This window comes from Variovorax sp. 01T439_2 (assembly GCF_056398445.1).
Genome location: NZ_JBFTPJ010001217.1, coordinates 1 through 1385, shown reverse-complemented (window position 1 = coordinate 1385; position 1385 = coordinate 1). Strand labels below are relative to the sequence as shown.

The 1385-nt window shown below is 65.4% G+C and carries 2 protein-coding genes and 1 pseudogene; all 3 read right to left on the bottom strand.

Annotation, left to right across the window (positions count from 1 at the left end; genetic code table 11):
* A pseudogene (locus AC1DOC_RS33680) lies at positions 1-759 on the bottom strand (hypothetical protein); the annotation flags it as partial.
* A gap of 145 nt (positions 760-904) precedes the next feature.
* On the bottom strand, positions 905-1219 hold the full coding sequence (rpsJ, locus tag AC1DOC_RS33675; protein WP_007838118.1) for a 30S ribosomal protein S10: 315 nt from the start codon (positions 1217-1219) through the stop codon (positions 905-907).
* A 21-nt stretch (positions 1220-1240) separates the two neighbouring features.
* The coding region (locus AC1DOC_RS33670; protein WP_478084152.1) for an EF-Tu C-terminal domain-related protein at positions 1241-1385 on the bottom strand (145 nt) is incomplete at its 5' end.

Sequence of the window (1385 nt, the reverse complement as noted above, 5' to 3'; positions counted from 1 at the left end):
GTCGTATTCATCGGTATCGACGTCTTCCTTGCCCAGCACATAGATTTCGCGGCCGTTGCTGCCCCTGTCGACGAAGAAAGTGGTGCCGATCTGCCCCGCCGCGACGCTGCCGGGGGACGGCGCATTGTTGATGCTCCAGAACACGCGCAAGGCCGGAAACGCCGTTGCAGGCGCCGCCGAGACCACCTTCTGCATGGCGGTGTAGACCGTATCGAGGATGGCAAAGGGCGCCGCCACCCGGTCCCCCGTGTAGCTCGAGCCGCCCCAGCCCGAAGGTGCATGGAGGTCGCGCACCGAGGCGGCCACGCCCGACGAGAAGGCGGGGCTCTGCATGGTGTAGAGGCCACTGGAGCGCGTGTTGTCGCGCACCGTCACATCCCAGCTTGCGCCCGGGCCGCTTCGGACCAGCTGCGCCTTGACCCGCACCGCGATCGCCGTGTTCGCGGGCACGGACACCGCATAGGCGCCGTTGTCGTCGGTGGTGGCCGTGGCCAGTGGCGCGGACGTTGCCGCATTGAGCACTTCCACACTGGCCCCTCGCACGGGCCGGGGCGCCGAGCTGGCATAGACGAGGGTGCCGTTCGGATTCGGCACGGATTCATAGGTGGCCGTGCCGCTCAGGGTGACCGGACCCGCCACCGGCAGCGGGAAGCCGGCGAAGCCGCCGCCACCACCTCCCCCGCCTCCGCCACCGCAGCCGGCCAGCAGCGCCACGGCAACACATGCCGCGATCCATGCAGAAGAGTTCTTGTAGCTCATAGCTTGTACTGCCCTCGTTTCAGCCCCGGCCCCGCTGGCCCCGAAGAACACCGGTGCGCGAGGATGCCACAGTTGGAAGACAAATGAAAAAGCCCGCTTGCATTTCTGCAAGCGGGCTTCTCAGGAAACGCAGCGCGAGGCTGGTTTACTGCAGCTTGATCTCGACGTCCACGCCGGCCGGCAGGTCGAGCTTCATCAGCGCGTCCACGGTCTTGTCGGTCGGGTCGACGATGTCCATCAGGCGCTGGTGCGTGCGGATCTCGAGCTGGTCGCGCGAAGTCTTGTTGACGTGCGGCGAACGCAGGATGTCGAAACGCTTCATGCGGGTCGGCAGGGGCACGGGGCCCTTGACGATCGCGCCGGTGCGCTTGGCGGTATCAACGATTTCGGCTGCCGACTGGTCGATCAGCTTGTAGTCGAACGCCTTCAGGCGGATGCGGATTTTTTGCTTGGTAGCCATGGTGATTCCTTTGCGTGCGGCTTAGATGTCGAGGATCTTTGCCACGACGCCCGAACCCACGGTGCGGCCGCCTTCGCGGATGGCGAAGCGCAGGCCTTCTTCCATCGCGATCGGGTTGATCAGCTTCACGGTGATGCTGACGTTGTCGCCAGGCATGACCATTTCC